Below are 23,555 nucleotides of genomic sequence, written 5' to 3'. Positions count from 1 at the left end.
CGGGGCGGGCCAAACCGGCCGCCGGCGCCTGCCGCGCGACGGAGCCTCGAGGCCTCTGGACGCGGCGCGGATCGTCGAAGCGCCAGGTGGCGGCTCGACGAAGGTCTAGTTCGACATGCCTTGTGGCGACGACAGCGCGACCATGGGCGAATTGAAGCCCTACGGCGGGGAGCGGTACCTTTGGTCATCCAGATCAAAGGAGGGTGGCGTGTCGAACCGTTCGAATTCCACCTGTCGGCCCGCGGCGAGAGCCGGCTCATGACGCCCGCGCCGACCTTCGCGTTCGGAGACTACCTCTTCGTCCCAGGGCGCCAGCTCCTCCTGAGGGGCGGAGAGGTCGTACGCGTCGGCTGCCGTGCCCTGGACCTGCTGACCGCCTTCGTCCAGCGCCCTGGTGAACTCCTGACCAAGCGTGAGCTTCTGGCAGAGGCCTGGCCCAGCACCACCGTCGTCGAAGGCAACCTGAAGGTCCACATCGCCGCCCTGCGCCGGGCGCTGGACGATGACGTCGACGCCGCCCGGTACATCGCCACCGTCAACGGACGTGGCTATCGCTTCATTTCGCCTGTCGAGGTCGGCGAGGCGTTGACCGCGGGCGCGGTCTCGCCAGCTATCCCGGCCGGTGAGGTCGGGCTCAGCGCCGCCGGCCCGACGCACGGGAGTTTCGAAGAAGCCCTGGCGCTGCTGGTTCGCACCCTCCGGTCGATGGTCATCGAGATGCCCGGTGATGCCGACAAGGAGATGGTGGAGGGGGCCGCGCGCCGGGTCCTGTTCATAGAGCTTACGCCCCGAGACGAGGCGTGGGTCGAGGATGTGTTCGCCCAGCGCCTGCGCACGATGTCCGCGACGCGTTGAGCGTCGCGGATATCTCCGGCTATCGAGCCGGGCTTATTTCTTGAGGTTGCGGTCGAGGAAGTCGTGGATCAGCGGCGCCATCTCGGTGAGGCGATCTTCCAGGGCGAAGTGGCCGGAGTCGAGGATGTGGATCTCGGCCTTGGGCAGGTCGCGCAGGTAGGGATGGGCGCCTTCCTCGGGGAAGATCTTGTCGTTCTTGCCCCAGACGATCAGCGTCGGCGGCTGGTTGTCGCGGAAGAACTTCTGGAAGTCGGGATAGAACGGCACGTTCGAGCCGTAGTCGCCGAGCATGTCCAGCTGAACGTCGCGGTTGCCCGGACGATCGAGCAGCGCCTGGTCGTGCACCCAGTTGTCGGGGCTGATGCGGGAGACGTCGCCCATGCCGTCGGTGTATTGGAACTTGGTGATGTCCAGCGTGACCAGGCCGTTCAGGGCGTCGCGGTTCTTCTGCGAGCGGTCCTTCCAGTAGACCTTGATCGGATCCCAGAACGGCGACTGCAGGCCTTCGTCGTAGGCGTTCCCGTTCTGGACGATCAGGCCGCTGACCCGCTCGGGGTGCTTGAGCGCAAGGCGGTAGCCGATCGGCGCGCCGTAATCCATGACGTACATGGTGTAGCGCTTGAGGCCCAGCTGGCCGACCAGCTTGTCGACGACATCGGCTTGGTTGGCGAAGGTGTAGGCGAACTTCGTGTGGTCCGGCGCGTCGCTCTGGCCATAGCCCGGATAGTCCGGCGCGATGACGCGGTACTTGTCGGCCAGCAGCGGGATCAGGTCGCGGAACATGTGCGACGAGGTCGGGAAGCCGTGCAGGAGCAGCACCACCGGACCGTCGGCTGGCCCGGCCTCGCGATAGAACACCTTCACGCCGTCGACGGTGGCGGTCCTGTAGTGGATCACCGGAGGCGCGGGCCGGGTGGCGGCCGCCTTCGGCGCCGGGGCGGCCAGGGCGTGCGGCGCGCTGGCCAGGGTGGCGGCCGACAGCGTGGCGGCGGCGAGCGCCAGGGACGTGAACAGTCGAGTCATCGAAGTCTCCTTGGTTTTTCGGTACGTTTTCGGGGAGGAGGGGGCCTCGCCCCGCGTACTGCGCGCGGCGAGATCGTCTGGAGGGCCGACTACTTGGTCGCGTCGGCCGCCATCGCGATGAAGTCGGCGACGTAGGCCGGCTTGGAGAGCATCACGGCGTGGCTGCTCGGGGTTTCGACGAGCGTGGCCTTGGCTCGCACCGCCATCGCGCGCTGGGCCGCCGGCGGGATCATCAGGTCCTGCGTCGCCAGCAGGTAGTAGCTGGGCTTGGCCTTCCAGGCCGGGGCTGTGATCTTGGCGCCGACCGCGCCCAGGCCCCACGGCACTTGGGAGGCGGCCATGAAGTGGGTGACCTTGGGATCGACGTCGGCGGCGAAGGCCGAGGCGAACTTGGCCGGATCGACCTGGATGAAGCCGTCCTTGGGCGGCAGGAGCGGCGCGGGCGGCGCGCCGGGGACCGGCGTGCTGGCCAGTTCCAGGACAGACTCGCCCGCGTCGGGTGCGAAGGCGGCCAGATAGACCAGGCTCCTGACCTTGGGGTCGGCGCCGGCTTCGGCAATCACCGCGCCGCCGTAGGAGTGGCCCACCAGGATGACGGGGTGCCTGGCCTGGGCGATGGCCTGCCGGGTCGCCGTGGCGTCTCCGTCCAGCGTGATGGTCGGGTTCTGGACGATCAGGACCTCGTAGCCCTTCTTCGACAGAAGGTCATAGACCGGCCGCCAGCCCGAGGCGTCGACGAAGGCCCCATGGACAAGGACGATGGACACCGGCTTTTCGGCGGCGAAGGCCGTGCCGGCCGGCGCAGCGGCGGCCATGGCCGCGATCATTCCAACTACGGCGCGCTTCATCGTGTTCTCCATCGGGCGACCGAGCCCTGGGTGGGCGTTGGTCAATAGGAATAGTCCCTTGGAGGCGATCGCGGGGTTAGGTGTGGTAAAGGTCGGTCAAGACTGGAATGATCGGGTTTGTTTGTGAGGTGGTGTGGTCGAAACTTTCTGAAGTGGCAGCTGTGAATATGAATTCGAAATTTTAGGCGCGTGGGACTATACGGGATTTTACGTGGTTTTACTGGCTCGGGCGGGCTGATCCGAGAATGGTCGATTTGCGCGGGCGTCCTCGAGGATGCCGACCCTGCGCGGACCATTCGAGGAAATTCCATGACCACGTCGCTCAAGCAAAAATCGAGCGTCCTGCCCACGGGCGGCGGCGCGGCTCTTCTTGATCCCGCCGATGCGGCGATCCTGCTGCTGGATCACCAGTCGGGCCTGTTCCAGACCGTCAAGGACATCGCCGTGGCGGACCTTCGGCGAAACGTCGAGATGATCGCTCGCCTTGCGACCCTGCTGAGCATTCCGGTCATCACGACCGCGTCCGAGCCGTCCGGCTCCAACGGCCCGCTGATGCCCGAGATTCACGAACTGGCGCCCCACGCCGTCTACGTGCCGCGCAAGGGCGAGGTGAACGCCTGGGACAACGGCGACTTCGTCGCGCAGGTCGAGGCCACGGGCCGCAAGACCCTCATCATGGCCGGCGTCTGGACCAGCGTCTGCGTGATGTTCCCGGCTCTCGACGCGGTGGCGGCCGGCTACGAGGTTTACGCCGTCGTCGACGCCTCGGGCGACCCCAGCGAGATGGCCTCGCGCACCAGCCTGGCGCGGTTCGTCCAGGGCGGGGTCAAGCCGACCTCGACCAACGCACTGCTGAGCGAGCTGCATCGCACCTGGGCGCGTCCCGAAGCCGCCGAACTGGCCAAGCTCTACGGCCTGGCGGCCCCCAACTACGCCGCGGTGATGGAAAGCTTCCAGAAGGCCCAGGCGGTGGCCAGGGCCGGCGCCTGACGTCCAAGGTTCGTTCCTGGCGGCGTGCGTTCAAGTCCGCCGCCAGGAAGCCGCTCGCTCTCCGTCACGCCCGTTCATAGCGAAGGGTCCTCGATGCCAAGACCTGTTCAGCCCGAGATCGCCTTGCGGCGCGCCGAAGTCGGCGACGTCTCGATCTTCTATCGCGAGGCCGGAAGCCGGGAGCATCCGACGATCCTGCTGCTTCACGGCTTTCCGACCTCGTCCCACCAGTTTCGCCAACTGATCCCGCGCCTGGCGGATCGCCATCACGTGGTCGCCCCGGACCTTCCCGGCTTTGGCTTCACGACCGCGCCGGAAGGCTTCGACTACAGCTTCGCCAGCCTGGCCAAGGCCGTGGAGGCCTTCACCGACGCGATCGGGATCACCCGCTACGCCATCTACGTCTTCGACTACGGCGCTCCGGTGGGGCTTCGCCTGGCGCTGGCCCGGCCGGGCGCCATTACGGCGATCATCTCCCAGAACGGCAACGCCTACGAAGAGGGGCTCAGCGACGGCTGGGCGCAGACCAAGGCCTATTGGGCCGATCCGTCGCCGGCCAATCGCGAGGCCATGCGGGCGATGTTCACCCTGGAGACGACACGCTGGCAATACACCCACGGCGCGCCCGACGAGGCCCTGGTGGCGCCGGAGGGCTACTGGCTGGACTACGCCCTGATGTCGCGACCGGGCAATGCGGACATCCAGCTGGGGCTGATCGCCGACTACGCCGACAACGTCGCGCTCTATCCGCGCATTCACCAATACTTCCGAGAACGCCAGCCGCCGCTCCTGGCCGTCTGGGGCGCCCACGATCCCTTCTTCCTGCCGGCCGGGGCCGAAGCCTTCAGGCGCGATCTGCCTGAGGCCGAGGTGCATTTCCTCGACGCGGGTCATTTCGCCCTCGAGACCCATGCGGGCGTGATCGCCGATTACATCCTCGACTTCATTGAGCGGCTTCCGACCTGAACGCGACCTTGGCCGCGCCTTAGCCCCGCGCCTGATCCAGGCGCTCGCGAAGGGCGCGGTTCTCGGCTTCGAGCGTCTCGAGCTTGTCGCGAAGCGGCTGGACCGCCCGCGAGACCTCGGCTTCGGTGAAGCGTGGAACGATGTGCTGGGGGCAGTTCCAGTCGAACGCCGACAGTTTCAGGCGGAAGATCCGCTCGGGCCTGGCCCGGTAGCCGGGATCGGAGACGCGCTCCAGCAGACCAGGTTCGGCGTCCAGCGCCAGGCGCTCGGCATGGGCCAGGATCTTCAGCCTGGCGCGCCGGGGATAGTCGACCAGGATCAGCGCCACGCGGTCATTGGCGTCGAGGTTGCCGACGCTGATGTATTGGCGATTGCCGCGGAAATCGGCGAACGCCAGCGTGGTCTCGTCGATGACCTTCAGGAAGCCGGGCGGTCCGCCCCGGTGCTGCACGTAGGGCCAGCCCGTCTCTGAAACGCTGGCCATGTAGAAGCTGTCGCGCTCGGCGATGAAGGCTTCCTCGTTCTCCGTGAACGCCTCCATCTGCCGGTCGACCTGACCGGGCGTCCACAGATGGTCGACGCCCATCTCGGCCTGGGCCGATTTCACGCTCGCCGAGCTGGCGAGGTCCAGAAAGCTGTATCGGCTCATGACGGGTCCTTCATCGCAGGGGCTGGCGGAGAGCGCGGGCTAGAAGCCCAGGTCGCTCAGGCCTGGATGGTCGTCCGGCCGGCGGCCGAGCGCCCAGCGAAACTTGCGGTCGGTCTCGCTGATCGGGTGCTCGTTGATGCTGGCGTGACGGTTGCGCATCAGGCCGTCGGTGTCGAACTCCCAGTTCTCGTTGCCATAGGCGCGAAACCAGTTGCCGCTGTCGTCGCGATACTCATAGGCGTAGCGGACGGCGATGCGGGCGCCCTCGAAAGCCCACAGCTCCTTGATCAGGCGGTAGTCCAGCTCCTTCGCCCACTTCCTCTCGAGGAAAGCCTGGGCCTGGTCACGGCCGGTCAGGAACTCGGCGCGATTTCGCCAGCGGGTGTCGGTCGTATAGGCCAGGGAGACCTTGGCGGGGTCGCGGCTGTTCCAGCCGTCCTCGGCCAGGCGAACCTTCTCGATGGCGCTTTCGCGAGAGAACGGCGGGAGCGGAGGTCGGGACATGGAGTTCTTCCAAAAGGGGCTCGACGGGATGATCCGGCCATCGTTGCGGTTCCTCCGCCCGTCTTCTTGCAAAAAGGCGCAACGAAGCTGCGGCGGAAGATGGCGACTAACGCTTGGTCTTGCCCCGCGGCGCGATCTCGATCCGGCCGTCCGGCAAGGGAACCAGCCGAACAGGATAGAGCGTGGTCAGGGTCGTGGCGAACCGGGCCGGATCGTCGGTTCGGAACGCGCCGCTGACGCGCAGAGCCGCCACCTTCGGGTCGAGCACCACGAGCTTCTTGTCGGCGTGCAGGTTCATCTGCGCCACGGCCTGCGCCAGGGTCACGTTGTCGAACTGGATCACCTTGTGCTCCGCCTCGGCCGGCGCCGTCCCCGCCTGGACCACCTCGTCGACCTGCCCACGGCGAGCGATCAGTTCCTGGCCTGGCACCAGAATCCTCGGGGCGCCGGTGACGACGCGAGGGTCGTCGCCGACCGTGACGCCGAGGGAGCCTTCGTCGAGGCGGACACGCGTCTCGCCGGCCTGGACCTGGATGTTGAAGCGCGTGCCCAGGTCCGACACCACCCGCTCGCCGGCCGCCACCCTGAAGGGATGGGCCTCGTCATGCCTGACGTCGAACAATACCTCGCCGCGCGTCATGCGGACGAGCCGCTGGCCGTCTGCATAGCCGATATCCACGGCGCTGCCTGGTGAAAGCGCCAGGCGCGTACCGTCTTCCAATCTCACATCCAGCCGCTGACCGGCTGCGGTCTCGTAGTCGTTCTGGCCGAACCGGGTGAGGTCGCGTGCGTTGACGCTGGCCACATGCGTCGACGGGCGAGGCGAGGGCTGGCCGCCCAAGCCCGAGAACAGCACGCCGCCGACGACGACCGCGGCGATCGAAGCCGCGGCGAGATACCAAGGGGCCGGCGAGGGCGTGCGTCGAGCGCGAAGGGATAGGGCGTCCCTGCGTAGGTCAGAGAGCAGTTCGTCGGTCTGCGGGTCCTCGAACACGTCCCAGAGGTCGCGCGCGCGATCCCAGGCCAGGCGATTGGCGTCGCTCTTGGCCAGCCATAGCGCGAACGCGGCGTCGTCTTCGGGTGAGGGGTCGTGTTGCAGGCGCGCCAGCCACAATGCCGCGGCCGCTTTCGGCCCAAGTTCGTCCAGGGCTTGGGGGGAGGGCAGATCAGCGCTCATGCTTCATCCTCCTCAAGCATCAGGTGGTCGATGGCGCGGGCCATCTCCTTTTCGACGGTGCTCAGCGAAACCTTCAGGCGCACCGCGATCTCGCCGTAGCGCAGGCCTTCCAGGCGGCGCAGGACGAACACGGCGCGGGTTCGTTCCGGGAGCGTCATCAGGCTTGCCGAGACGGCGCGAAGCCGCTCCCTGGCGAGCAAGGCGCGCAGCGCGTCGGCGTCTTCGGCGCGGTGGATTTCGGGTTCGAGGGCGATATGAGCATCCGCGCGCCGAACGCGGCGCCGTCTGTAGCGATCGGCCAGGACGCTCTCGGCGGTGCGATAGAGGTAGCCTTCGAAATGAACGACCCCCTCGGGCGCCTCGCGCTGGGTGACGCGCAGGAAAGTGTCCTGCAGGAGGTCCTCGGCTTCGCTCGGGTCAGGGACGCGCCGCCGGATCCAGCCCAGGAGCTTGCCCCTGGCGTCGCGAAACTGCCGCGCGACCAGATGGATCGAAGTCGATTGTGCATGCCCGTCCGACATTGGCTTGTCGCTAGCCCGATCATCGTCAAAAACCAGGGCTCCGTCGGGTATGGCGAACATGGGTGGCGTCCCTTGATCCCACCCGTGACGCAAGCCCTGCGAAAACCCGTAAAATAATCTCGCCTCAGAAGCGGGCTGTGGCGCTGAGTTCGAACCGGCGACCGCGCGGGTCGCCATAAAGGCTGTAGCCGAAGTCCGAGGTGTCGACCGGCGGATCATGGTCGAGAAGGTTCTGGATCCCGAACCTGATCTCGACGTCCCGGACATCTGGCCGCCATCTGGCCAGGCGCAGCCGCCAGGCCGCCTCCGCATCCAGGTAGACCTGCGCCGGGACACGACGCGTCGACAGGTTGGCGGCGCTTCTCAGGCTTACCGAGGACGCCTCGGCCGCAACGTATGGGCCGTAATACTGAGCGTCCAATCGCATCGAGAAATCGCCACGTTCCCATACCGCGCCGGCGGCTGCGCGCCATTCCAACGGTCCGTCGTTGGTGGCGACGTAGTCCACCACGGGCCTGTCTGGCGCGACCTGACGGGTCAGGCGCGGCGTCCAGGTCACAGCGGCGAAAAGACGAAGGGCGCTATCGCGCCTCAGCCGGAAAAGCTCGTCCAGATGCAGGTCGAACGCGTCCACATTGGTCCGCCCGACGTTCATGTAGGTCGCGTCGATCTGGGTGATAGCGCCGGCCGAATAGCCGGCGGCGATGTCCGCGGGCGTCAAGGCGGCGCGCACGATGCGGCCGGGATACAGCGTCTCGTTGGCCACCACGAAGGCGGCTCCGACGTTGCTGATCTCTCCTCGTTTCCGCGTCCGGGTGTAGTCCAGAGAAAAGCGCGGCCCGGGTCCTTCGTCGGGATTGTAGACGACGCCGAGCGCGACGGTTTGCGCCCGCTCCGGGCGGAGGTCCGTCGATCCGCGTTGAAGAAGAACAACCTGATTGTTCAGGGCGACCAGTTGTCCGCCGCGAGCAGGGTCGGTCAGCTGGTAGGCCGGCAGGGTGGTGCGGCCCTGCGACATCTGTTCCGGGGTTGGAGGCGACACGCCGGTGGCGATGCTGGCCCGCAGGAGCAGGGAGTCCAGAGGGAAGACGCGCAGGCCGGCGGTGTAGACCGTGCCGGCCTTGTTGTATTGGCTGCGCGGCCCCAGGAAGGACGTCGATGGAATGTCGGCCTGATTGGCGTCGTAGCGAGCGGCCAGTTGCAGCTCCAGGCCGCGAAGCAGAGGGGCCGACGAGGCTCGCGACAGGACCGGCGCGCGAAGCTCGCCATAGAGAGACGTCGTCGTGATCGAAAACGAGTGATCCACGCCCTCCGGCGTGTTCAGCGAGCCGTTTTCGTCCCAAGGGGTGAGGCTGGCCTTCTCGACGCGTCGTTCAGCGGAAAGCGACAGGGCCACGTCGCCGGCCGCGCGCCGCAGCACCGGGCCGCCAAGCCTGACCGCGAAGTCGCCCAGCCTCAGTTTCCGCTCGAAGAGCACCGTGTTGGGGATCTTGTAGGCCTGGATCGTGGCGACGAAATCGGCCCAGGAGCCGAGGGGCTCGGGCGTAGGTTCTCCGTTGGCGCCCGGCTGCATCAGGAACATCGACAGGGGAAAATTCTGATCGAAGGCAAAACCCTCCTCCCTGAAGCGGTTGCGGGTTTCGCCGATGCTGTAGTTGGCTTCTCCCCGCCACGAGGCGGGCAGATCGAAGATGACTTTGGCGGAGACCCGCAGCGTGCGCATGCGATTGCGCGCATAAGCCTCCATACCCGGGAACGGGAAGACGACCTCGACGGGCTGGGCGAACGGGAACGCATCCGTCACCGGCCGTCCGGCCTGCCGCTTCATCACCGCGGGCCATCCGGTCTGCCAACCGGTGATATTGAACCCTGAGACCGAGCGGCCTTCGTTTTCCCAGCCGATGAAGTCGACGACCGCTTCGACATGCTGGCCGAAACGATGGCGCGCGTTGAACAGCAGCGAAGTTACGGTCGTGGAACTGGTAAGGCTGCGAAGCACGCCGTTTCCGTCGGGCGAAAGAGCGTCTGGAACCTTGCCCGCATTCGCAAGCAGGATGGATCCGTCGCCTGCGCCGACGCCAAGCGGCAGATAGGTGAACGTCGAGCCGAGCGAGGCGCCGCCGAGGGCAGGGCTGAGTTTCAGGTTCTCGCCGTAGAGGCTGCTGACGATGACGCCATCGGCGAACGTGTAGCGCAGGCCGGCGGGGTTCTGGGCGATGTCCGCCAGCCGCGCGCGTTGGACGAAGTCGCGATCGCCAAAACGCAGTCCGTCGCTCTCGGCGCGCGAGACGTTGATCATGATGTCGGTGGCGCCGTCGTCCGGGGTGAATCCGAGCCTGCCGTCGACCCGTCGCCGACGCCCGTCGCCTCGATCTGTCACGCCGTAGGCTGTGCTGATCTCGGCGCCGCGATAGTCGCGCTTGAGGATCACATTGACGACGCCGCCCGTGGCGCCTGGGCCGTAGATCCCGCCAGCCGTCCCCGTCAGGGTCTCGATCCGGTCGATCGCCAGCAATGGCAGGCCGTTCACGTCAGGCTGATTGAGTTCCAGAGCGAAGAATTGGGAAAGCGTGCTGGGCATGCGGGTCCCGTCGATCAGGACCAGGGTCTGGTTTGGACCCAACCCATGGAAATTCATTTCCGATCGGTTGCTGGCGTATCCCTCTCGCGGATCGCTTGCCGGGCCGAAGCGCTCGGCGTTGTTCGACACGCGGCTCCGCAAGAACTGGTCGAGGTTGTCGACGTGCGAGCTGCGGATATCCTCCGAGGTGGCGACGCGATAGCCCTGTATGTCGTTCTGTGTGCGGCGGATGTCGGCGTTCTGGGCCTTCCTGCCGATGACCAGGACCTCGGGCAGCGCCGTGGGCTGTTCCCGCTCGGGCCGATAGACGATGTAGGTTCCATCTCCGACCCGACGATAGTTGAGGCCGGTGCCCTCCAGCAGGCGAGACAGGATCGGCTCGACCTTGAGGCCGCCGGCGACGCGTCTGTTTCGAAGTTCGCCCACGACGTCTGGCGCAAACAGCAGGTCCGAACCGCTGCGAACCGAAAGATCTCTCAGGGCGTCGGCCAGGCGACCTTCCTTGAGGACGATCCTGGCGCCGCCGAGCAGGCCTCGGGCGCCTGCGTTCGACGCCAGGCTTAGCGCCGTAGCGAAGGCAAGGCTCGAGACAAGGTGCTTCCGAGATATCAAGGCCTTGCCACGTCAGAGTTGACAGCTCTGCGGGACGACCTGGCAGGTTCCCGCGCTTGGTGCTTATCGCGTTCGGCGAGGGCCCCTTGGTAAAGAGATGTAAAACGCGCCGACTTCTTACGGGTTTTCGGACGCCCTGCGTCTCCGACCATCAGCGCGCTGGCCCCGATTACTTTTCGTGCAGGCCGGGTGTGGGTCGACGAGGTCGGAAGCGCCGGCAGCGTCTCGAACCCGGATCGGAGGCCTTCTGATGACGACCCAGTTTGACCAGTCGAGGTCGTTCGCCTTCGGTCCCTTCGTGCTCAATCCCGAACAGCAGATGCTTGTCGAGGATCAGATCCCCGTGGCGCTCGGCGGCCGAGCGTTCGACCTCCTTACGGCGCTGGTGGAGCAGCCCGGCGTCGTTCTCTCCAAGAGCGAATTGCTCGAGCGAGGGTGGCCTGGCCTGGCGGTCGAAGAAGCCAATCTGAAGGTCAACATCGCCGCGCTGCGCCGCGCGCTCGGCGAGAAGGCCGGAAGCCTGCAGTATATCGCCACGGTGATCGGTCGAGGCTATCGCTTTGTCGCGCCGGTCCGGACGGGGCGGGCGCCGCGCGCCGCCGCCGAGGGACGCCCCGCCGGCAACCAGAACAACTTGCCTGCCGCGACCGTCGGCATCGTCGGGCGCGCCGGCGACATCGCTCAGATCCAGAAGGGCCTGGAAGCCGATCGGTTGCTGTCGATCGTCGGCGCTGGCGGCATCGGCAAGACGACCGTAGCCGTGGCGGTCGCCGAAGGTTTTGCGGGGCAGGTCGACGACGGCGCATGGTTCGTGGACCTGGCGAGCATCGACGAGCCGGCCCTGGTGTATGGTGCGATCGCCAGGGCGATCGGCCTTTCGGGCCAAGGCCCGACCGTCCACGCCGATCTGCTGGAACGCCTGCATGAACGCAAGCTGCTTCTGGTTCTCGACAACTGCGAACACCTGATCGAGGCGGTGGCGTCGTGCGTGCAGCAGCTTCTCGCGGAGGCTCCGCAGGTGCGGATCCTGGCCACCAGCCGCGAGCCTTTGCGGATCAACGGCGAGCGGGTCTATCGCCTGTCGCCGCTCGATGCGCCGCCCATCGCGCCGAGCCTTCAGGCCGGGGCGCTTCTGGCCTTTCCCGCCACGCAGCTCTTCATCGAGCGCGCCGCCGCCAGGAACCGCGCCTTCCAGGTCGAGGACGAGGATGCGCCTATCGTGGCCGAGATCTGCCAGCGCCTGGACGGCCTGGCTCTGGCGATCGAGCTGGCGGCCAACAGCGTCAGCGTGTTCGGGGTCCGTGAGCTCCTGGGTTTGCTGGACGGGCGTTTTCGGCAACTCGGCGGGCTGCGCTCCTGGCCGGATCGGCACCAGACCATGACCGCGGCGATCGACTGGAGCTACAATCTCCTATCCGAGGAAGAGCGTGCGGTCCTTCGCCGGCTGTCGGTGTTTCCCGCCGCCTTTACGCTGAGATCGGCATGTCGGATCGCCGAGACGGGCTGTGAGCTGACCAGTCCCATCGAGGCCCTGGCCAGCCTTGTCGACAAGTCGCTGGTGGCTGCCGAACCGGCCGGCGGCGTCATCGCCTACCGCTTGCTCGACACGACACGCGCCTACGCCATGCGCAAGCTCGCCGAGAGCGGCGAGGACCAGTGGGTCCGCCAGCGATATGCTCATGATCTGGAGCAGGGCGATCACCAAAGCCGTTGAAGCCTCCTTGTGAGCCGGAGGCCTTGTCAACGCCGGTGCGGCCGTGGCCCATCGCCGCGCGTCCTCGCGCTTGGCGAACGTCTCGCCTATATAGCGGCCCTTCCGGCGGACCTGGGCTTTCCAGGCTCCCGCGGGCAGCTTGGTCGGAATGGCCATTTTCGTGTGCGCCATGTGTGCGGGCAGCGGTCGTGGAATGGCGAAAAGGGCGCGTATCGGCGTGTGCAATCGACGGGTATCTGAATGATCCAACAGGTTGAAACCAATCAGGAAGATCAGCAACTCCAGCCGCACAGGTTCTCCGTCGCCCCGATGATGGACTGGAGCGATCGCCACTGTCGGTCGCTGCACCGCGTACTGTCGTCGCGCTCGCTGCTCTATTCCGAGATGGTCACCACCGGCGCAGTGCTGCACGGCGATCGCGAGCGGTTGCTGGGCTATGACGCCGGCCAACATCCGGTGGCGCTGCAGTTGGGGGGCTCGGAGCCCGCTGACCTGGCCGCCGCCGCGCGGATCGGCGAGGACTATGGCTATGACGAGATCAATCTGAACGTCGGCTGCCCGTCCGACCGCGTGCAGAGCGGCAAGTTCGGCGCCTGCCTGATGCGCGAGCCCGACCTCGTCGCCGACTGCATGGCCGCCATGGCCGCCGTCGTGAAGGTTCCAGTGACGGTCAAATGCCGCATCGGTGTCGACGACCAGGATCCGGAAGAGGCGCTGTTCACGCTCGTGGACAAGTGCGCGGCCGCTGGCGTCTCGACCTTCATCGTCCATGCCCGCAAGGCCTGGCTGCAGGGCCTTTCGCCGAAGGAAAATCGTGACGTCCCGCCGCTGGACTATCCGCTGGTCTATCGGTTGAAGCGCGAGCGGCCTGACCTGACCATCTCGATCAACGGCGGTGTGCCGGGCGTCGACGCGGCGCTGGAGCACCTGCAGCACGTCGATGGCGTGATGCTGGGCCGCGCGGCCTATCACGAGGCGGGCCTGCTGGGCGCAGTGGATCGCCGGGTGTTCGGCCTCGACGTGCCCGACATCACGCCCTTCGAGGCCGTCGAGCGCTATCGCCCCTACATCGAGCGCAGCCTGGCCGAGGGCTGGCGTCTGGCCGGGATCACCCGTCATATGCTGGGCCTGTTCCACGGCCTGCCGGGCGCGCGCGCCTGGCGGCGGATCCTCACCGTCGAGGGCGTGGGCGAGGGGGCCGGGATCGAGGTCGTCGACAAGGCCCTGCAGGCCGTCCGCCGGGCCGTCGAGGAGCGCGAGCAGAGAACCGTGGAGTCCGCCGCAGGCTGAGCCGTGGGAACTCTTGCGGTGTTCTGCGGGTTTGCCGCCCGAAGAAGACTTCAAGGGATTTCCTGAAATGAAGATGCGGATTTTCGCGGCGACGGCGGGCGTGGCTCTGCTCGCGGCAGCCGGCGCTCACGCCCAGGACGGCGGCAACTTCGCGGTCGGCGCCAATGTCGGTACGCCCGGCCTCGGCGTCGAAGCCCAGTTTCGCCTGAACGACAGCCTGGTGGTCCGCGGCGGCGGCGACTGGCTCGACTTCGACCACGACGAGACCTATGGCGACGTCGCCTACAAGGGCAAGATCAAGTCCAAGACCGCCGGGGTGTTTCTCGACTGGCACCCGATGCAGGGCGGCTTCTTCGTCTCGGGCGGCAGCTACTTCGGCAAGCGCAAGCTGAACCTGGCCGGCACCCCCACCCGCGACACGCAGATCGGCGGCGTCACCTTCACGCCCCAGCAGATCGGCACGATCACCGGCGACGTCGAACTGTCGGACGCCCAGCCGTTCGTCGGCCTGGGCTGGGACAACACCTTCACCCGCGACGGCGCCTGGGGCTTCCGCGCCATGGCCGGCGTGTCGTTCAGCGACAGCCCGAAGGTCGACCTGACCGCCTCGGGCGGCACGCTGTCGAACGATCCGACCTTCCAGCAGCGCCTGCGAGAGGAAGAGGCCGAGGTTCGCGACGACGCCAAGGACTTCAAGTATTTCCCGGTGGCGCAGGTCGGGGTGACTTACAGGTTCTAGGCCACAAGCGCCGCCCGGATCGCTCCGGCCGCCGCCATGGCGTCGGCCGGGGCCAGCAGCACCTGCAAGCCCCGCTGGCCGCCGTTGATGTAGACGCGGTCCAGCACGAAGGCCTCGTCCTCGATGGCGGTCGGAACCTTCTTGCGCTGGCCGAAGGGGCTGACGCCGCCCACCTTGAAGCCGGTCAGGCGCTCGGCGTCGGCCGGTTTCATCATGGCCGCCGCCTTGCCGCCGAAGGCCGCCGCCAGCTTCTTCATGCTCACTTCGCGGTCGGACGGCACGATCACGCAGACCGGCTTGCCGTCGACCTGGGCCATCAGGGTCTTGAGCACCTGGCCGGGATCCACGCCCAGCGCCTCGGCGGCCTGCAACCCCACGCGCTCGGCATTGGGATCATAGTCGTAGGTCGCCACCTCGAAGGCGACGCCGGCCTTGGTGAGCGCCAGGGTGGCGGGCGTGCTCTTGGACATCTGACTTCCCCTCGACTGCGCGCCGGTTGATGGCGCAAAGCCCAGAACAGGTCTAGCAGTCGCTCGCAGTTTTCCGACGGACCGCCTCACGATGACCCGAGCCGAGATCGAACCCTTCCACGCCATCGGTATCAGCCGCCTGGCGCACCAGCTGAAGGGGGAGGGGGCGCGGGTCATCCACATGGAATTCGGCCAGCCCTCGACCGGCGCGCCCGCGCCCGCCATCGCCCGCGCCCATCAGGTGCTCGACAGCGACGGCATGGGCTATTGGGAAAGTCCGGCGCTGAAGGCCCGCATCGCCCGCCACTACCAGGAGGCCTACGGCGTCGCCATCGAGGCCGAGCAGGTGATCCTGACCTGCGGCGCCTCGCCGGCCCTGGTGCTGGCCCTTTCCAGCGCCTTCACGCCCGGCGACCGCATCGCCTTGGCTCGGCCAGGCTACGTCGCCTATCGCAACAGTCTGAAAGCCCTGCACCTTACGCCGGTCGAGATCGCCTGCGGCCCCGAGAGCCGCTACCAGCTGACCGCCGACGCCCTGGCAGCCCTCGAGCCGGCCCCGGCCGGCGTCATCATCGCCAGCCCGGCCAATCCGACCGGAACGATCATTCCGCCAGAAGAGCTGAAGGCCATCGCGGACGTCTGCCGCGAGCGCGGGATCCGCATCGTCTCCGACGAGATCTATCACGGCCTGTCCTATGTCGGTCCGACGCACTCGATGCTGGAGTTCGAGCCGACGGCCCTGATCGTCAACAGCTTCTCCAAGTATTTCAGCATGGTCGGCTGGCGGCTTGGCTGGCTGGTCGCGCCGGCCGATCTCGTCAGCCGCGCCCGCGCCTTCGTCGGCAACCTGTTCCTGACCGCGCCCTCGCTCAGCCAGCACGCCGGCCTTGCCGCCATGGACGCGCGCGAGGAGCTGGAAGGCCATGTCGCCGTCTATCGCGCCAATCGCCAGCTGCTGCTCGACGCCCTGCCGTCGCTGGGCCTGACCGCGATCGCCCCGCCCGACGGCGCGTTCTACATCTGGGCCGATATCGGCCATCTGACGGACGACAGCCTGGCCTTCTGCGAGCGGCTGCTGCGCGAGACCGGCGTGGCCACCGCGCCCGGCCTGGATTTCGATCCGGTCGAAGGTCGCCACTTCATCCGCTTCAGTTTCGCGGTCTCGACACAAGAGGTGCGTGAAGCGCTCGATCGCATTCAACCGTGGTTTGCGGCTCAGTCGCGAAATTCCAGATAATGCGTTGACTATCCATTATGTGAGAATAAAGCTGCACCCGTTCCGGTGATGAAAGGGTGGCGACGGCTGCTCGCGCGGCGTCTCGACCGCCCCGGTACGGGAGGGCGCACCGCCATGGATCCTTTCAACCGTCGCGATTTCCTGCGCACCGCCGCCCTGGCCGGCGCGGTCGCCCCGATCGCCGTTCAAGCCGCCCAGGCCGCGCCCAAGGCGCCCGCCAACCTCGACGCCGAGGGCGTGCGCTGGCTGGACGGCGCGCCGCCCGCGGCCCACGAGGGCCAGACCTTCGGCCTGCCCTGGCCGCGCGGCGCCCAGAAGGCCAAGGCGACCTTCGCCATCACGAGCGCCAATGGCGAGGCCGTGCCGGTCCAGACCTGGCCGCTGGCCTACTGGCCCGACGGTTCGCTGAAGTGGACCGGCCACGCCATTCCGGCCGACGCCGGCCGTGCCGAGACTCTCAAGATCGTCGCCGGCAAGTCCGCCGCGCCCGCCGCCGCCGTTTCTGTGCGCGAGACCGCCGACGCGGTCGAGATCATCAGTGGCGAGCAGTCCTGGACCATCCCGCGCAAGGGCGCCGACATCATCGCCCGCGCCACGGTGGCCGGCCGCGAGACCGTCCGCAACGTACGCCTCGTGGCCCTGACCCAGGACAAGCCCGACTTCGAGAGCGGCCCGGTCGCCGAGACCCGCTTCGAGGGCGAGATCGAAAGCCTGGTCGTCGAGCAGAAGGGGCCGGTGCGCGCGGTCGTGAAGCTGGAAGGCAAGCACCGGGGCGCGGGTCGCGCATGGCTGCCCTTCACTCTGCGCCTCTACGTCTATGCCGGCAGCCGCTCGCTGCGGATCATGCACAGCTTCGTCTTCGACGGCGACGAGAACCGCGACTTTATCCGCGGCCTGGGCCTCGTCGGCCAGACGCCGATGACCGACCCGCTGTACGATCGCCACGTGCGCTTCGCCGGCGAGAACGACGGCGTCTGGGGCGAGGGGATCCGTCCGCTCACCGGCCTGCGTCGCGATCCGGGCAAGGCCTGGCGCGACGCCCAGGTCGCCGGCCAGAAGACGCCGGGGCTGGAGGGCATGGCCCCGACCGTCTCCAAGCGCCTGGACCTGATCCCGGCCTGGGGCGACTTCACGCTCAGCCAGCCCAATTCCGACGGCTTCTCGATCAAGAAGCGCACCAAGCCGGGCCACGGCTGGATCGACGCCATCACCAGCGGCCGGGCCACGGGCCTGGGCTACATCGGCGGGGCCAGCGGCGGCGTCGCCTTCGCCATGACCGACTTCTGGAAGCGTTGCCCCACGCGCCTGGATATCCGCAACGCCCATACCGATGCGGCCGAGTTCACCGTCTGGCTGTGGTCGCCGGACGCCGCGGCCATGGACCTGCGCTTCTATCACGACGGCCTGGGCATGAACGATCACCCGGCCGAGCGCGAAGGCCTGGAGATCACCTACGAGGACTACGAAAAGAACTGGGGCCGCCCGCTGGGTATCGCCCGCACCAACGAGATCACCCTCTGGGCTCTGCCCTCGACGCCGTCGCGCCCCGATTTCGCGGCCATGGCCGCCCGCCTGCGGCAGACGCCGCGCCTGGTCGCCACGCCCGCCCGCCTGAAGGCGGCGCAGGTGTTCGGCGACTGGAGCCTCGTTGATCGCTCCACCCCGACCCGCCGGGCGCTGGAAGACCAGAACGACGGCCTGCTGGCCTTCTACATGCTCGATGTCGAGCAGCACCGCTGGTACGGCTTCTGGAACCACGGCGACGTCATGCACACCTATGACAGCGACCGTCACGTCTGGCGCTACGACATCGGCGGCTTCGCCTGGGCCAATTCCGAGCTGTCGCCGGACCTGTGGCTGTGGCTGTCGTTCGTGCGCTCGGGCCGCGCCGACGTCTTCCGCCTGGCCGAGGCCATGACCCGCCACACCGGCGAGGTCGACGTTTGTCACATCGGCCCCTATCGGGGCCTGGGTACGCGGCATGGCGTCCAGCACTGGGCCGACAGCTCCAAGCAGCCGCGCGTCTCCAACGCCGCCTATCGCCGCTACTACTACTACCTGACCGCCGACGAGCGGGTGGGCGACCTGATGCACGCCCTGATCGACTCCGACGAGAGCCTGACCCGCGTCGACATCGGCCGCAAGCTGCCGGGCGCCCAGCCCTCGCGGCCGCCGGGCGTGGTCGACATGGGCTTCGGCACCAGCTGGAGCGCCTTCGCCGCCGCCTGGCTCACCGAGTGGGAGCGCACCGGCGACAAGCACTGGCGCGACCGCATCGTGGCCGGCATGGACACCATCGCGGCCATGAAGCAGCAGTGGTTCGCCGGCGGCACGGACTTCGACCTGAAGACCGGCAAGTTCCTGGGCAAGGGCGAGACCGTCAGCGTCTCGCACCTCAACGCCGTGTTCGGCGCGGTCGAGGTCCATTCCGAGCTGTTCCAGCTGATCGACAACCCGCGCTATCGCGAGGCCTGGCTCGACTACTGCCAGTTCTACAATGCCTCGGACGCCGAGTTCCGGGCCAAGACCGGCGCGCCGGCCAAGGGCCGCAACCTCAAGGAAGGCCATTCGCGCCTGACCGCCTACGCCGCTTTCCACCGCAAGGATCCGGCCCTGGCCCAGCGGGCCTGGCGCGAATACTTCAGCGGCGACGCCGGCCTCGGCGTCGGCACGATCGCCACCAAGCGCCGCGTCGATGGTCCAGCCGTCATCGAGCCGATGGAGGAGATCCCGCGCATCTCGACCAACGCGTCCTCGCAATGGGGCCTGGCCACCATCCAGAACCTCGCCCTGATCGGCGACGTCCTGGAAGAGGCCCGCGCCAACCTGCCCGCCGCCGGCAAGCGCGGCCAGGACCTGGGCAAGGACACGTTCTAGGAAGGCGGCCATCCAGATCCTCCCCCTCTGGGGGAGGTGGCCCGGAGGGCCGGAGGGGGGACGTTCTCAGCCGCCGCAGCGCCTGACGATCTTCTCCATGGAGGAGTTTCAGCGACTGCTACTCCGCCGCCTCGAGCATCGCCGGCGGTTCCTGCGCGCCGCCGCGCTGGACGGCCAGGGGCAGGCGGACCTGGGCCATCAGGCCTTCGCCGGTGTTGGACAGCCTGATCTCGCCGCCATGGGCGCGGACGGTGGTGCGCGAGGTGGCCAGGCCAAGGCCCACGCCCTGCTTGGTCGAGGTGCGGGCCGCCACGCTGCGGTAGAACGGCGTGAACACCCGGCCCAGCTCGTCCTCGCTCATGCCCGGGCCCCGGTCGCGGATTTCGGTCACGGCCTCGTCGCCGTCGACATAGAGGCGCACCCGGGCGCTGTCGCCGTACTTCACCGCATTGTCCACGAGGTTGGTGAACACCCGCTGCAGGCCCAGCACGTCGATCTCGACCTGCGGCGCGGTTCCGGGCTCGAGCACCACGTCGCCGCCGGTGATCTCGGCGTCGTCGACCACGCATTCGATCAGCGAGCGCAGGTCGACATGCTGGCGGGCCCCGGCCTCGGCGCTCTCGCGCATGAAGGCCAGCACCGAATTGATCATCGCCTCCATCTGGTCGATGTCCTGGCCGATCTCGCGGCGTAGCGCGGGCGAGGCGCGCTCCAGGCGGAAGCGCATGCGGGTCAGGGGCGTGCGCAGGTCGTGCGAGATGGCCCCGATCATCGCCGTGCGGTCGTTGATGAACCGGGTCAGGCGGGCCTGCATCTGGTTGAAGGCGCGGGCGGCGCGGCCGATCTCGGCCGGGCCGTGGGCGGCCAGCACCGGCGAGGACGGGTCGCGGCCCAGGGCCTCGGCGGCGTCGGCGAAGCCGGCCAGCGGGGCCACCAGGCGGCGGGCGAAGAGGTAGCCGACCGGCCCGACGATGGCGAACGAGACCAGGAACCAGAGCAGCACCCGGCGCTGCCAGCTGTTGGGGAAGCCCTCGGGCTTGGGCTGAAGGGTCACCCAGCGGCCGTCGGCCACGCGCACGGCGGCCACGAAGTCGCCCTCGATATAGGGCGCCGGAGCCAGGCCGAAGAGGCCGCGGGCGACGGGTGCGGGCAGGGCGCGGCCCTGCGGCTGGGGCTTGGCCTGCGCGACGACCGTCTTCGGCGCCGCCGGCGCGGCCAGGCGCGGCGCGGCGGACACGGCCTCGACCACCGGCTTGGCGCGCGGCGTCAGGGGCGGCGGCGTGACGACCGCGTGGGTGACCATCGGCTCGGGCGCGGGCGGCGGCGCCGGCGCGGCTACCGGCTCGCGCGGCTCGGAGACGGCCACGAAGCTCGAGGTGCGGAACGGGGCGGTGAACAGCGGATCGGCCGACAGCCGCTGCGGCAGGCGTGGCATCACGCGCGGCGGGCCGACCATGGCGCCGTCGGGGCGCCCTGGCGCGCCTTGAAAGGCTTGGTTCGGTCGGCCGGTGCGGGCGTCGCCGATCACGCCGCCCGGCTGGCGGTAGTCGGTCCGCGTCGTGCCCGACGGCCCGCGTCCCGGGCGCCAGGTCCCGCCGGACATCGGCACGCTGGGCGTGGCGGTGATCGGAAAGCCGACCGAGCCGGGGCCGACCGAAGGGCGCATGCCCGGCATCGGCGGGCGCTGGAACCCGCCGGGACCGGTCATCGGCTGGGCCTGGGCGTAGGAGGTGAACAGGAAGGTCAGGGGCGAGGGGACGGCTTCGGCGCGCTGGCGCGGGGCGCCGCCTGCGCCGGCGAACGGCGGCGGGGCGTAGAACAGCAGCCGCACGTCGTCGGGATCGGCGTTCAGCAGCCGGGCGAGATCGGCGCTCGACCGCTCCGAGGCCACCCAGCCGGGGCTGTTCAGGCTCGGGGGCTCGTCCTCGACCGTACGCACCAGGGGGCGGCTGGAACCGGTGTCGATGGCCGCGCCCTTCAGGCCGGCGGCGATGTCGGCCAGGCTGTGCTGTTCGGGCGGCTTGGGCGGCAGCAGCAGGGTCAGGGCCAGGGTCGCCAGCTGGGCGACGACCAGGCTGCCGACCAGCAGGCAGACGATGCGCAGGGCGATCGGCGCGTCGGGGCGGCGCAGCTGGGCGATCAGGCGCTTCATTCGATCACCACCTTGGCGTCCAGCACGTAGCCGACGCCGCGATAGGTCTTGATCAGTTCCTGTTCGCACTGGGCCTCGATCTTGCGGCGCAGGCGGCTGATGTGCAGGTCGACGCCGCGGCCGACGGTCTCGGCGGCCTCGCCGCGGATGACGGTCAGCAGATCCTCGCGCGAAACCACCGAGCGGGCGTTGTCGAGCAGCAGCGACAGGATTGCCAGCTCGCCGCGCGTCAGCAGCAGCAGCATGCCGCCCGGCGCGGTCAGCTGGCGGGCCGACAGGTCCAGGCGAAAGCCGGCGAAGGCGTAGATGTTGCGCTTGGGATTGCGCCCTAGCGGCCCGGCGGCCGCGCGGCGGCGCATCAGGGCCTTGACCCGGGCCAGCAGCTCGCGCGGCGGGATCGGCTTGACCACGTAGTCGTCGGCGCCCAGCTCGAGGCCCAGGATCCGGTCGACGGCCTCGCCCATGGCGCTGAGCATCAGGATCGCCGGGCCGTCGGGGCGCGCCAGCTGGCGACACAGCGACAGGCCGTCCTCGCCGGGCAGGTTGACGTCCAGCACGACCACGTCGACGGCGTGGGCTTCCAGGATCTCGCGGGCGGCCTCGACGGCCCCGGCCTGGCGCACCGCATAGCCCTGCGCGCCCAGATAGGCGGCCATCTCGCGGCGCAGGACGTCGTCGTCCTCCACGAGCAGGACGGTCGCGGTCTCGGTGATCGAGGCGTCGGGGGTCATCGGCTCCCGGTTATGACATGGCGAGGGCGCCCGCGTCCCTGCCGCGGGCTGGACGAGGGGGCGGCGGCGCGCGTCATGACGTCGCGGCGGCGCCTGGGGAGCGCCTGGTGGGGCGACTGGCGCGGGAGGCGGGCTCAAGGTTCCGCTCCATGGTTGCGGCGCGGACATGCCTTGTCGACTCGAACACCCGGCGATGATCGCCGAAAAGTACGGAATCGTTGCGGATCCTGGCCCATGGATCAGCTTTGCCGGTGTAACGCGTCTGCAATTTGTCGCTATGTATCCGCCTTGTATCGTTCGGCGCGGCCGCCGATACGCAGTGTCGGGCTTGCGGGGAACTTGGGCGGGCCGCTACCACAGGGCGTCGCGCGAAGCACCGGGCGCGAAGGGCCGAGCGGAGCGCATGAGCGACATCACCATCGTCGATATCGCCAAGCAGGCGGGCGTCTCGATCAAGACGGTGTCGCGCGTCATCAATCGCGAGGAGGGCGTGGGGCCGGCCACGCGGGCGCGGGTCGAGGACCTGATCGAGAAGCTCGGCTATCGCCCCAACGTCTCGGCCCGTTCGCTGTCCAGCCGCCGCAGCTACCTGATCGGCGTCGTCTTCATGCGCGTCGGCGCCTATCACTATGTCGGCGAGGTTCAGGTCGGGGCCATGCGCGCCTGCCGCCGGGCCGGCTATCACATGGTCATCGAGCAGGTCGACGATCCGGGGCAGGCGAGGGGGCCGAGCCTGGCGCAGGCCCTGAAGGCCGGCCGCTTCGACGGTCTCGTCCTGACCCCGCCGGTCTGCGACGATCCGGAGATCCTGGCGATCATCGAGGCCCAGGGTCTGTCCTACGTGCGCGTCGCGCCCGACCGCGACTTCGGCCGCTCGCCCTACGTCTTCATGGACGACCAGCAGGCGGCCCACGACATGACGGCCAGGCTCTGGGATCTCGGCCACCGCCGCATCGGCTTCATCGACGGGCCGGCCGACCACGGCTCGGCCCGCCGCCGCCGCGAAGGCTACATGACCGCCATGGCCGAACGGGGCCAACGGGTGAGGCCCGAATGGATCGCGCCCGGCGACTTCATGCCGCTGTCGGGTCTTGAGGCCGGCGACCGGCTGCTGGGCTTGCCGGAACCGCCGACCGCGATCTTCGCGGCCAACGACTCCATGGCCATGGGCGTGCTGTCGGCCGCCTCCAAGCGCGGGCTCTCCGTGCCGGGCGACCTGTCGGTGGTCGGCTTCGACGACGGTCCGCTCGCGGAGTCGTCCTGGCCGGGCCTGACCACGGTGCACCAGCCGATCGCCGAGATGGCCGAGGCGGCGACCGAGATGCTGATCGAAGGATTCGGCGACCCCCGCTTCCGCAGCCGGACGGCGGCTCGGCAGCTCGACTACCACATCGTCGAGCGCGGATCCTCGACCTCGCGCTAGCGGTAACTCGCGGACGGGTTGAGGTTGCTTGTGCTTCTATTGGCGCCTATTTTCAGCAATTTGACCCAACTTAACTGCTGATTTTGGGTGAAAAACCTAGACAGCGGTGTCTTTTGAAAACGGCATAGACAACGTTGTCGTATCGTGGTGTCAATCTACGACAACGTTGTCGTCGTCGGGACATTCCGAGACGGAA

19 protein-coding genes are annotated in these 23,555 nt (G+C 68.3%); 9 read left to right on the top strand and 10 right to left on the bottom strand.

Translation table 11 applies throughout. The features are described 5' to 3' along the window. Positions 1-180 precede the first annotated feature (180 nt). Positions 181-855 (top strand): winged helix-turn-helix domain-containing protein, encoded by a 675-nt coding sequence (locus tag ACODR1_RS11335; protein WP_488880534.1) that lies wholly within the window; start codon positions 181-183, stop codon positions 853-855. Between the two features lie 33 nt (positions 856-888). On the opposite strand, the gene ACODR1_RS11330 is transcribed toward ACODR1_RS11335, so the two are convergent. Both ACODR1_RS11330 and ACODR1_RS11325 read right to left on the bottom strand, forming a co-directional pair. Next, positions 889-1,878 (bottom strand): alpha/beta fold hydrolase, encoded by a 990-nt coding sequence (locus ACODR1_RS11330; RefSeq protein WP_488880533.1) that lies wholly within the window; start codon positions 1,876-1,878, stop codon positions 889-891. 89 nt (positions 1,879-1,967) lie between these two features. Beyond that, the gene (locus ACODR1_RS11325; RefSeq protein ID WP_488880532.1) at positions 1,968-2,726 is read right to left on the bottom strand and encodes an alpha/beta fold hydrolase; all 759 of its coding nucleotides are present in this window, start codon (positions 2,724-2,726) and stop codon (positions 1,968-1,970) included. 309 nt (positions 2,727-3,035) lie between these two features. Between ACODR1_RS11325 and ACODR1_RS11320 the strand changes: the two genes are divergently transcribed. Beyond that, the gene (locus tag ACODR1_RS11320; RefSeq protein ID WP_488880531.1) at positions 3,036-3,716 is read left to right on the top strand and encodes an isochorismatase family protein; all 681 of its coding nucleotides are present in this window, start codon (positions 3,036-3,038) and stop codon (positions 3,714-3,716) included. 93 nt (positions 3,717-3,809) lie between these two features. After that, positions 3,810-4,682, top strand: a complete 873-nt coding sequence (locus tag ACODR1_RS11315) for an alpha/beta fold hydrolase (RefSeq protein WP_488880530.1) — start codon at positions 3,810-3,812, stop codon at positions 4,680-4,682. A 19-nt stretch (positions 4,683-4,701) separates the two neighbouring features. Here ACODR1_RS11315 and ACODR1_RS11310 read toward each other — a convergent pair whose 3' ends face one another. The 5 genes from ACODR1_RS11310 to ACODR1_RS11290 form a co-directional block, all read right to left on the bottom strand. After that, positions 4,702-5,331: a pyridoxamine 5'-phosphate oxidase family protein gene (locus ACODR1_RS11310; RefSeq protein WP_488880529.1), complete on the bottom strand. Its 630-nt coding sequence runs from the start codon at positions 5,329-5,331 to the stop codon at positions 4,702-4,704. 39 nt (positions 5,332-5,370) lie between these two features. Beyond that, complete coding sequence (locus ACODR1_RS11305; protein ID WP_488880528.1) at positions 5,371-5,835, bottom strand: nuclear transport factor 2 family protein; 465 nt, start codon at positions 5,833-5,835, stop codon at positions 5,371-5,373. 106 nt (positions 5,836-5,941) lie between these two features. Beyond that, complete coding sequence (locus ACODR1_RS11300; RefSeq protein ID WP_488880527.1) at positions 5,942-7,012, bottom strand: FecR family protein; 1,071 nt, start codon at positions 7,010-7,012, stop codon at positions 5,942-5,944. After that, complete coding sequence (locus ACODR1_RS11295; protein WP_488880526.1) at positions 7,009-7,593, bottom strand: RNA polymerase sigma factor; 585 nt, start codon at positions 7,591-7,593, stop codon at positions 7,009-7,011. Before ACODR1_RS11295 ends, ACODR1_RS11300 begins: the two co-directional genes overlap by 4 nt. A 64-nt stretch (positions 7,594-7,657) precedes the next feature. Beyond that, positions 7,658-10,726 carry a TonB-dependent receptor gene (locus tag ACODR1_RS11290; protein WP_488880525.1) on the bottom strand — a complete coding sequence of 1,023 codons (3,069 nt, stop codon included), beginning with the start codon at positions 10,724-10,726 and terminating at the stop codon, positions 7,658-7,660. A 298-nt stretch (positions 10,727-11,024) separates the two neighbouring features. Here ACODR1_RS11290 and ACODR1_RS11285 point away from each other — a divergent pair, with 298 nt between their 5' ends. From ACODR1_RS11285 to ACODR1_RS11275, 3 genes are all read left to right on the top strand, one after another. Then, a complete protein-coding gene (locus ACODR1_RS11285) occupies positions 11,025-12,440 on the top strand; it encodes an ATP-binding protein (RefSeq protein ID WP_488880524.1) in 1,416 nt (471 codons plus the stop codon). A 240-nt stretch (positions 12,441-12,680) separates the two neighbouring features. Beyond that, positions 12,681-13,730: a tRNA dihydrouridine(20/20a) synthase DusA gene (dusA, locus tag ACODR1_RS11280; RefSeq protein WP_488880523.1), complete on the top strand. Its 1,050-nt coding sequence runs from the start codon at positions 12,681-12,683 to the stop codon at positions 13,728-13,730. Positions 13,731-13,797: 67 nt separating this feature from the next. Next, the gene (locus tag ACODR1_RS11275) at positions 13,798-14,469 is read left to right on the top strand and encodes a hypothetical protein (RefSeq protein ID WP_488880522.1); all 672 of its coding nucleotides are present in this window, start codon (positions 13,798-13,800) and stop codon (positions 14,467-14,469) included. Here ACODR1_RS11275 and ybaK read toward each other — a convergent pair. Beyond that, on the bottom strand, positions 14,466-14,939 hold the full coding sequence (gene ybaK, locus ACODR1_RS11270) for a Cys-tRNA(Pro) deacylase (protein WP_477031457.1): 474 nt from the start codon (positions 14,937-14,939) through the stop codon (positions 14,466-14,468). The genes ACODR1_RS11275 and ybaK overlap by 4 nt on opposite strands. 91 nt (positions 14,940-15,030) lie before the next feature. Here ybaK and ACODR1_RS11265 point away from each other — a divergent pair, with 91 nt between their 5' ends. Both ACODR1_RS11265 and ACODR1_RS11260 read left to right on the top strand, forming a co-directional pair. Beyond that, positions 15,031-16,176, top strand: coding sequence for a pyridoxal phosphate-dependent aminotransferase (locus ACODR1_RS11265; protein ID WP_488880521.1), 1,146 nt, complete (start codon positions 15,031-15,033; stop codon positions 16,174-16,176). A gap of 114 nt (positions 16,177-16,290) precedes the next feature. Then, positions 16,291-19,053 carry an exo-rhamnogalacturonan lyase family protein gene (locus tag ACODR1_RS11260; RefSeq protein WP_488880520.1) on the top strand — a complete coding sequence of 921 codons (2,763 nt, stop codon included), beginning with the start codon at positions 16,291-16,293 and terminating at the stop codon, positions 19,051-19,053. Between the two features lie 118 nt (positions 19,054-19,171). On the opposite strand, the gene ACODR1_RS11255 is transcribed toward ACODR1_RS11260, so the two are convergent. Together ACODR1_RS11255 and ACODR1_RS11250 are read right to left on the bottom strand one after the other, a co-directional pair. Further along, complete coding sequence (locus ACODR1_RS11255) at positions 19,172-21,205, bottom strand: ATP-binding protein (protein WP_488880519.1); 2,034 nt, start codon at positions 21,203-21,205, stop codon at positions 19,172-19,174. Further along, positions 21,202-21,936, bottom strand: coding sequence for a response regulator (locus ACODR1_RS11250; protein WP_488880518.1), 735 nt, complete (start codon positions 21,934-21,936; stop codon positions 21,202-21,204). The genes ACODR1_RS11255 and ACODR1_RS11250 overlap by 4 nt, the downstream gene beginning before the upstream one ends. 403 nt (positions 21,937-22,339) lie before the next feature. On the opposite strand from ACODR1_RS11250, the gene ACODR1_RS11245 reads away from it, so the two are divergent. Next, positions 22,340-23,359, top strand: coding sequence for a LacI family DNA-binding transcriptional regulator (locus ACODR1_RS11245; RefSeq protein WP_488880517.1), 1,020 nt, complete (start codon positions 22,340-22,342; stop codon positions 23,357-23,359). The last annotated feature ends 196 nt before the right edge of the window (positions 23,360-23,555 follow it).

It is taken from the genome of Caulobacter sp. FG7 (assembly GCF_057808875.1).
Note: the sequence above shows the minus strand (reverse complement) of the source record. Positions and strands in the feature narration are given on the sequence as shown.